Raw genomic sequence first — 9149 nt, forward strand, 5'->3', positions numbered from 1 at the left:
ACGGCCGGCCTGACCGCGCTACGGACAGGCCGGCCGGCCACCTAGAGCCTGTACGGAGTTCGGATCTTCAGGTCTAGGAGCCGCTCCTGATCGCCGAGCCGATCTCGCCCACCCGGTCGGCCAGCAGGCCCAGCGCACCGACCGCCCGGCCCATCGGGTCGTCCTGCGCGCCACCGAGCGACTTGTCCCGCAGGTAGGCGGCCTTCACCTCGGCCCAGCGGGCCTCCTGCTCGGGCGTCAGCCGCCCGCGCAGCTCGGCCAGCTTGAGCAGGTTGGCCTCCGCGTCGCCGGTCAGCGTCTGCGCCTCGCCCAGGTAGTGGTCGTCGATGACCGCCTCCAGCTCGGCGTCGTTCATGGCCGGCACGATGCGTTCGGTCAGCTTGTTCATGTTCCGGTACGACCCCTGCAGCCGGTACGGCGGCTCGGTCCGCGCCGCGTCCGACTGGGCGGCCGAGGCGATGTAGGCCTGGTTGTTGGCCAGCACGACCTCCTGCACCCGCACCAGCTTGCGCAGCACGCTCAGCACCTGGTCCAGCTCGGCCTTGGCGAAAGGGTGGCGGAGCTGGTCCGGCCGGGCGCTCTGGTCGCCGCGCGCCAGGCGTACCAGCAGCTCGACGTCGGCCCGGTCGCGGGCGGACAGCGGCGCGAGGACCGGGTTGGAGGTGAGCGCGTTGTCGATGTAGCTCAGCGCGAACAGCTCGTCCTTGCCCGACAGCACGTCGCCCAGGTTCCACACGTCGGCGCGGTTGGCCAGCATGTCCGGGATGCGGAAGCGCTTGCCCGACTCGGTGTACGGGTTGCCCGCCATGCACACCGCGAACCGCTTGCCGCGCAGGTCGTACGTCCTGGTCCGGCCGTTCCACACGCCCTCGATGCGGCGCTGGGCGTCGCACAGCGAGATGAACTTCTGCAGCAGCTCGGGCGAGGTGTGCTGGATGTCGTCCAGGTAGAGCAGCGTGTTGTTGCCGGTCTCCAGGGCGAAGGAGATCTTCTCGACCTCCTGCCTGGCCGTCGCGTCGGGCGCCTCGGCGGGGTCCAGCGAGGTGACGGCGTGGCCGAGCGCTGGGCCGTTCACCTTGACGAAGACCAGGCCGAGCCGGCTGGCGACGTACTCCATGAGCGTCGTCTTGCCGTAGCCGGGCGGCGAGATGAGCAGCAGCAGGCCCATCTGGTCGGTCCGCTTGCCCTCGCCCGCCGCGCCGAGCTGCTTGGCCAGGTTGTCGCCGATCAGCGGCAGGTACACCTCGTCGAGCAGCCTGTTGCGCACGAACGCGCTCATGACCTTGGGCCGGTACTCCTCCAGCCGCAGCTTGGCGCGCTCGGCGGTGACCAGCTCGGTGCGCCGCTTCTGGTAGGCCCGGTAGGCGGGCACCCGCTCGGCCGCGAAACGGCGGGTCCTGGCCAGCGCCTCGTCCAGGCGCAGCTCCAGCTTGCGGTCGGCGATGCGCGGGTGGGTGCCGAGCAGGCCCTCCACGGTGGCGCTCAGCGTGGCGCTGGAGTCGTGCCTCGGCAGGTCACAGAGCTGCACGGCGACGGCCTCGGGCAGCTCGGGGCCCTGGTCGAAGGCGCCGATCCAGGCCTTGGCCAGCTCCAGGCGTTCGGGCAGCGCGACCGCCTTCAGATCCTCCTCGAACTCGCGGACCTTCGCCGGGCCGAGCGCCTGGTGGAAGCTCTGGAGGAGGGTGCGGGCGGCGGCGCTGGTCACGAAGCCGACGGGCTTGGCGGCCAGCTCCTCGATCAGGTACTCACCCGCCAGCCGCGCCTGGAAGGGATCGGGCAGGAAACCGGTGACACGGGTGGCGATCTCCGCCGCCAGGGCGTCCAGCGCGGGCGTCGGCCCGAAGACCGAACGGGCGCGCACCAGCGACGCGGCCCTCGTGGCCAATGTTTTACGTGAAACCTCGTCCGCGCTGAACGACCAGTAGAGCTGGGCCGCCGCCCGCACCTCCGGCGGGTAGCGCAGCAGGCCCGCGCTCTCCCGCAGGCGCAGCAGCGTGTCGAGGATGGCGGCGGCGTCGTGGTCGTGCACGCCGCGCTCGTAGCCCTCGTCGTAACGCTCCTCGGCGGCCCGGCGTACCAGCTCCTGAAGCTCCCCGGGCTTGGCCCGGTCGAGGAGCGAGGCCGCGAGGTGCTCGGCGCGGTAGACGTCGGCGGTCTCCGAGGCCAGCAGTTGGTCCCAGAACGGGCGGGTGTCGGCGAAATCCGCCGGGGCCGGGGAGCGGTAGTCGGTGCCGGTGATGGCAAGGTGCATCTCGCCCTCGTGCGGGACGAGCGTCAGGTCGATCGGCTGGGTGTTCACCGCGAACCGGTGCCGTCCCAGCCGCAGCGTCTCGCCGCCGTCCGCGAACAGGTCGAGGCGGTCGCGCAGCGCCCGGCCGGCCTCCTGCTGCGCCGCCTTGATCCGGCCGTCGAGCTCCTCGGCCCGTACGGCGTCGCCCAGCCCGCGCAGCTCGGCGGCCACCTGGCGCAGCTTGGCCACCATCGGGTCGGTGGCGAAGTAGGTGTTGACCTCGTCGAGCGAGTCCAGCGACGGCAGCCGCCTGGTGACGCTGCCCAGGACCCGCTCGGCCGAGGCGAAGATCCGGTCCGCGCGCCGGGCCAGCTCGTCGAGCTGCGTCTGCTTGCGCGAGGAGAACGCCTCGTAGACGTCGTCCCGCTTGGCCGCGAGCTGGCCGGCGAAGTCGTCGAACTCGCCGAAGCGCGACTCCAGCGCCTCCAGCCGGAGCATCAGCCTGCCGAGCTGCTCGTCGCACCGCCCGGGGGTGTCCGCCATGGCCAGCGCGCCGGTGATGGCCTGCCCGAGCAGCGCGAACTCGGCCGCGAACGCCGCCCGGCCCTCCGCCCCGAGCAGCTCGCGGCGGCGGCCCTCCAGCAGGGCCCGCGCCCGGTTCACGCCGCTGAGGACCTCGGCGATGCGCTCCAGGATGGAGGTCCGCACGGTGGCGTCGGCGATGTCCAGCGAGCCGACGACCTCGGTGACGACCTCCAGCCCCTCGGACTGCTCGGCCAGGCGGTCGGTGACCGGACCGGCCTCGGCGACCGTGGTGATCGCGGCGGCCTCCCGCGCCAGTGCCTCCACCGCGTCGTGGTAGCCGGTGAAGGCGTCCTCCCCTTCGAGGAACGCCACGGCCCGCTGTCCGGCCGAGACCAGTTCGCCGGCGAGCGCCTTGCCCAGCTCGTCCAGCTTGGCCAGGTCGAGGTAGCGGACCTCGCGCAGCGTCACCAGCCTGCCCTGCGCCCGGCGCAGCGTGGCCAGCAGCGTCACCCAGGCGTCCGCGGTGGCCGGCGTGTCGCCGCGCGCCTGGCGGACCAGCCTGGTGGTCTCCTCCTCGGCCTCGGCGAGGGACCTGGTGGCCTGGCGGGTCAGCTCCTCGACGTTCTCGTACTCGTCGAGGACCTGCTCGGCGGTGGCCCGCACCTCGGCGAGCGGACCGCGCAGGCCCTGCTCGCCGAGCCAGTGGTAGTGGTCGAACGCCCGCGTGCAGGCGGCGATCAGCGCCTCGAACGTGGCCGCCGACGCCGCCATCTCGCCGATCATCCGGGCGACCGACAGGCAGTCGGAGATGCCGCGCACCAGCTCGGCGTTGCCGATCCGCTCCAGCGGTCCCGTGCCGGCGGGCTGGGCGGCGGCGTAGGTGTCGGACACGTACGGCGTCTGCCAGACCTGCATCGGGTGGACCCGCGTCGGCTCCTCGGAGGTGGCGCGGAAGACCACCATCGTGCCGTCGTCGAACAGCGAGTAGCCGTGGCAGACGATGGGGTTGGCCACCTCCTTCCTGATCACGTTGTACGGCAGCAGCAGCGAGCGGCCGTCACCCCTGGCGTGGAAGACGTACAGCACGTCCTCGCCGTTGGGAGAGCGCACCACCCGGTCGAACTCCAGGTCCGTCACGTCGGTGTCGAACGTCTTGCTGATCCCCGTGGCCAGGTAGTAGCCGCCCGGGAAGATCAGGCCCTGGTCCTCCGGCAGCCGCTGGCAGGCATGGCCGATGCCGTCGAGCCTGGTCACGGACTTGGTGCGGGTGTTGAAGACCAGGTGGCGCCAGTCGATCTCCTTGTACGGCCGGATCCGCAGCAGGATGAGCGGGCCGACGCCGGCGTGCTCGACGTCGGCGTCGGCCAGGCTCTGCAGGCGTTCGGTCACGGGCTCGGAGTAGACGCCCTCGCCGGTCTCCGTGTTGTTCTCGATCTTGATGGTGAGGTCGCCGCCGACGGTCTCGACGAACACCTCGTCGCGGATCGAGATGTGCGGGTGCCGGCCGAGGACGTGGTCGTCACGGGTGGCCGGTGTCCACTCGAAGTCATGGGAGGCCGGGAAGGTGTGGTCCCGCTCCCCCCTGTTGTCCTGATATTTCGTGACTCCTTGGGGAGTGACCGTCCACCTGAAGACCCGCAGGTCCGCCGGGCCCGTCTGGAACACCGCCAGCAGCTTGCCCTCCACCCGCCGCAGATGGTGCAGCCGCGCGTCCTTGTAATAGCGGTACAGCTCGGCGAAGTCCTTCTGGAAGGCCACCTCCTCCAGGGCCGGCAACCGGTCGGCGTCGAACCTGAAGGCGTCGCCGTCCCTGGTGAAACGGTGGACGGAGAAGACGTCGGCGACCGTCGTCTCGGGCTTGAGCCCGATGAAGACGTTGTAGCCGAACAGCATCACGCCGCCCAGGGAGACGATGTCCCTGGGGACGCAGTTGTTCTCCGTCCTGATCCGCTCGGTGCCGAGCAGGCGCAGCTCGGTGCCGCCGAAGACGGCCAGGCGCTCGGCGTTGACCGCCTCGGCCGCCCTCGCCAGCGCCTTGGCCTGGGTCTCCAGGCGTGACCTGAGGACCTCGTACGTGCCGGCTTCGAGCGTTGGCGGTGTTTCCAGCTGGGTTTGTTCGCTCACGCGCGTTCAGACCTTCGCTTGTCAGACCTTCGTTTGTCAGGCCTTCGCGGCGGTGAGGGCGGCCACCGGGGAGTCGGCGACGCCGAGGCGGCGGGCCGTCTCCAGCAGCTCGCCCAGCGCGCCCGACTTCGGCCCGCCGTCCTGGATCAGCCGCATCAGCAGCGCCGACACGGTCAGGTTCTTCAGGTCCTCGGTGCTCACCCCGCCGACCAGTTTGCCGAGGTCCTCGACCAGGCTGGCCGAGCCGTTGAGGTACGGGGTGGCCAGGGCGTTGGCGACGTCCGAGTGCTCCATGAACCCGTCCACCGCCTTGCCCGCGGTGATCGAGCCGACGACCCTGTCGAAGAACATCGTGTCGCCGCCGACGATGTCGATGTTCGCCTTGGACAGGCCCGCCGCCAGCACGCTGGCCTGTGACTCGGCCACCTGCCGGGTGACGTCGATGCGCTTGAGCCGGATCTCCTTGTCGGCCTCCAGCCGCAGGCGGTACTCCTCGTGCGCCCGGCTCGCCTCGTCGAGCGCGGCCATCGCGGCGGCCTTCTCGGTCAGACCCTCGGCCTCGGCCTTGAGCTTCTCGCCCACCGCGGTCGCGGCGGCCAGCGCCATCGCCTGCTCGCCCTCGGCCTGCGCCTTGAGCCGGTCGCCCTCGACCGTGGCCATCGCCTTGGCGCCCTCCGCCTCGGCGCGCAGCCGCTCGGCCAGGATCAGCGCCTCCGCGCGGCCGACCTTCTCGATCGCCTCCGCGTCGCGCTCCTTGACCTGGACGCTCGCCAGCCCGGTCGCGGCCTCCTCGGCCTGGATGCCCTCGGCCAGCCTGATCTTGGCCCGCGTGTCCAGCTCGGCCGCCTGCTGCCTGGCCTCGGCCAGCGTCAGCTCCTCGCGCGCCTTGAACTTCGAGGCCGCCTCCGCGGCCTCGGCCGCCTTGATGTCCTTGACCAGGTTCTCCTGCGCCTCGGCCTCGGCGGCGATGATCAGGCTCTGGCGGGTGCGCTCGGCCTCCTCGACCACGCGCAGCCGCTTGATGCTCTCCTCCTGCTCGGCCACCGTCCTGTCCACGGCGATCCGCTCGCGCACGACCTCGGCGATCGACCGCTTCTCGGTCTCGACCTCCTTGTCCTTGGCGATGCGCGACAGCTCGGTCTCCCGCTCGCGGGCGATGACCTCCAGCAGGCGGTCCTTCTCGATCCGCTCGGTCTCGATCGCGATCACCCGCTCGCGGTTCTTCTCCGCGACGGCGACCTCACGGGCCTGGTTCTCGTGCTGCACGCCGAGTTGCTCGTCGGTCCTGATGTTGGCCGTCTGGGCCTTGAGCCGCTCCTCGGCCTGCACCCGGGCGATCTCCGCCTCCTCGCGGGCGCGCATCGTCTCGATCTCGCGCTTCTGCTTGGTCTCGGCGTCGGCCTGGCGGCGCTGCAGCTCCAGGATCGCCTCGCGGGCGTCCACGTTCTGGCGGGTGATCTCCTTCTCCTCGCGGCGCTGGAACTCGTTGGTCCGTACGTGCTCGATCGCCGTCAGCTCGGTGATCTTGCGGATGCCCTGCGCGTCGAGGATGTTGCTCTTGTCCAGCGCCTGCAGCGAGGTCTGCTCCAGGTAGTCGATGGCCGCGTCCTCCAGGCTGTAGCCGTTGAGGTCGGTGCCGATCAGCCGGACGATCTGGTCGCGGAACTCGTCACGCTTGGTGTAGAGGTCGACGAAGTCGAGCTGCTTGCCGGCGGTCTTGAGCGCCTCGGAGAACTTCGCGTTGAACAGCGTCTGCAGCGTCGCCTCGTCGCTGGCCCGTACGGTGCCGATGGCCTGGGCGACCTTGATGACGTCCTCGGCGGTCTTGTTCACGCGGACGAAAAACGTGATCTTGATGTCGGCCCGGATGTTGTCCTGACAGATCAGGCCCTCACGGCCGGTCCGCTCGATCTCGATGGTCTTAACCGAGATGTCCATGATCTCGGCCTTGTGGAACACGGGCCACACGACCGCGCCGGTGAACGTCACGTCGACCTTGTTGACCTTGGAGATGATCAGTGCCTTGCCCTGCTCGACCTTACGGAAAAGCCGGCTGACGACAACGAGCAACCCGATCACGATGACCAGTCCGACGGCCAGGAATATGCCGAATCCAGTGGAGATGACGTCCATCAAAGCTCGCTTTCGTATGGCATGACCCAGAAGAATTCGCCGTTTGCGTCGTATTCGAAGATGAGTGCGCTGTCGCCGCGTACGAGCCGGTCCTGACCCGTCGTACGGACCTGGACGACGGCCGACGAGCCGTCCTCCGCGGTGACCTCGGCCTGGCCGAAACCGGCGTTGGCCTCACCGGTGCGGATCACGCACTTCCGGCCGACGAAGTCGCCGCGCGACACCTGGCGCTCGTCGGGGAACAGCCGCCGCAACGGGATCAGCAGACCCCGTGTGGCCAGCCACGCTCCTATGAGGGCGACGAACGGCACGGGCAGCGTGACGTCCGTCAGTTGACTGCCGATCAGCGTCAGCAGCCAGGCGACGGCGATGAACAGTGACAGCGCGATCCCGGCGGGCGCCCCGCCCAGGCCCAGCCACGAGGCCTCTCCGTCCTCGAGATCGAGCAGACCGGAGATGACCACGGCCCAGTACCCCGCTACCACGACGAGCAGAAAAGTGAAGATCACCGTCGGAAAGCTCAACACGACATGTATGAACTCGGTCATCGAACCCCGGTTTGCCCCGTCCCCCTGCGATGTCCTTTCGGACTATATACAGATAAAGATGGAGTAAAGCCGAAAGTTCCCGAACTGCGATCTGGGTTGACCTCAAGTGTGGTTGGGGTTGCAACCTTCGATGCTATGGAACGAAATTTCATGAAAGCGGCGGCGTTTGAGATCTTTGGCGGACCTGAGGTGCTCCGCCTGATGTCGCTACCGATGCCCGCCGTAGGCCCGAGGTCGGTGCTTGTCGCTGTGCGCGCCGCGGGCGTGCAACCCTTCGACGCCGCGGTACGGGCCGGCTGGACGCCGCCCGGCTACAGCGGCGGCTTCCCGCGGATCCCCGGCAACGAGTTCGCCGGGGTCGTCGAGGCGGTCGGCGCAGGCGTCGACTGGGAGGTGGGGGCCGAGGTGCTCGGCTTCTCGCTGCTGAACAGCTACGCCACGCACATCGTCGTCCCGGCCGGCGACGTGACGGCCAAACCGGCGGGGGTGCCCTGGGAGGTGGCGGGCGCGCTGACGGCCGCCGTACAGACGGCTGAGATCGCCGTCGACCACCTCCGGCCCGCCGCCGGGGAGACCCTGCTCATCCACGGCGCCGCCGGAGCGGTCGGGACGGCCGCCGTCCAGATTGCGCTGTGGCGCGGCGCCACGGTCATCGGCACCGCGCAGCCCGCCAACCACGACTACCTGCGCTCGCTCGGCGCGCTGCCGGTCGCGTACGGGCCCGGCCTCTCGGACCGGGTGCGGGCGCTGGCGCCCGGCGGGGTGTCGGCGGCCCTCGACGGGGCCGGCGGGGAGGCGCTGGAGGTGTCACTGTCGCTGGTCGCTGACCGGGGGCGGGTGCTGACGCTGGTGGAGCACGGGAAGGCGGGCTCGCTGGGGGTGATGGTCACGCAGGGGACGCGTACGGCTGAGCGGCTCGGGCGGTATGCGGGGCTTTACGCCAAGGGGGAGTTGCGGTTCCTGATCCGGCGGACGTACGGGCTGGAGGAGGCGGCGCAGGCGCATCGGGAGATCGAGACGGGGCACGGACGCGGCAAGCTCGCCCTGGTGATCTGACACCTCTTCGGCGGCTTTATGGCTTATCGATCGTGGTGCGCCGGCGCTGGTCGAGCTGGGGTGGCGTTGGTCGTGGTGCGCTGGCGTCGGTTGAAGCGGCCCACCTTGGCGCGATTGCCGCAGACCTCCATCGAGCACCAGCGGCGGCTGCCGTTCTTGCTCACGTCGAGGAACCACAGGACGCACTCGGGGTTCGCGCACTTGCGCACGCGGTCGGGGCGGTCGGCGAGGATGCGCACCATGTCGGCCGCCGCCACCCATGCCGCGTGCCACGCCGGGTCATCCACCACGACCATCTCGTACGGCTTGCCCAAGCCGTGCGGCCTGTTTGGGTCGTGCGGTCTGTTTGGGTCGTGTGGCTCGCCCGGCCCGTGCTGGTTGCCAGGTCTGTGCTGTTTGCTCGGCTCGTGCTGCGTGCCCGACCCGGCCGTCTCGCCCAGCTCGGCCGTCTCGCCCAGCCCGCCCAGCTCGGCCGTTCTGCCGAGGGGCCCGCCGCCGCCCTCGCTCCTGTCACGGATCGCCGGGCGGCGGCT

Annotated in this window: 5 protein-coding genes; 1 reads left to right on the forward strand and 4 read right to left on the reverse strand. The window is 70.3% G+C overall.

The window, feature by feature from the left end; genetic code table 11:
* Positions 1–73: 73 nt before the first annotated feature.
* The 3 genes from KME77_RS06540 to KME77_RS06550 are packed head-to-tail and all read right to left on the reverse strand — an operon-like array spanning position 74 to position 7560.
* A complete protein-coding gene (locus KME77_RS06540; protein ID WP_219462944.1) occupies positions 74–4879 on the reverse strand; it encodes a DNA repair ATPase in 4806 nt (1601 codons plus the stop codon).
* A gap of 36 nt (positions 4880–4915) precedes the next feature.
* Entirely contained in the window at positions 4916–7012 is a 2097-nt protein-coding gene (locus KME77_RS06545; protein ID WP_219462945.1) for a flotillin family protein, read from the reverse strand.
* Positions 7012–7560, reverse strand: a complete 549-nt coding sequence (locus tag KME77_RS06550) for an OB-fold-containig protein (protein ID WP_219462946.1) — start codon at positions 7558–7560, stop codon at positions 7012–7014. Before KME77_RS06550 ends, KME77_RS06545 begins: the two co-directional genes overlap by 1 nt.
* Before the next feature lie 237 nt (positions 7561–7797).
* Here KME77_RS06550 and KME77_RS06555 point away from each other — a divergent pair, with 237 nt between their 5' ends.
* Complete coding sequence (locus KME77_RS06555; protein WP_308250581.1) at positions 7798–8616, forward strand: NADP-dependent oxidoreductase; 819 nt, start codon at positions 7798–7800, stop codon at positions 8614–8616.
* Positions 8617–8639: 23 nt separating this feature from the next.
* On the opposite strand, the gene KME77_RS06560 is transcribed toward KME77_RS06555, so the two are convergent.
* A partial coding sequence (locus KME77_RS06560) for a CGNR zinc finger domain-containing protein (RefSeq protein ID WP_219462947.1) occupies positions 8640–9149 on the reverse strand: 510 nt, incomplete at its 5' end.

The sequence above is a fragment of the Nonomuraea rhizosphaerae genome, from assembly GCF_019396405.1.
GTDB lineage: Bacteria > Actinomycetota > Actinomycetes > Streptosporangiales > Streptosporangiaceae > Nonomuraea > Nonomuraea rhizosphaerae.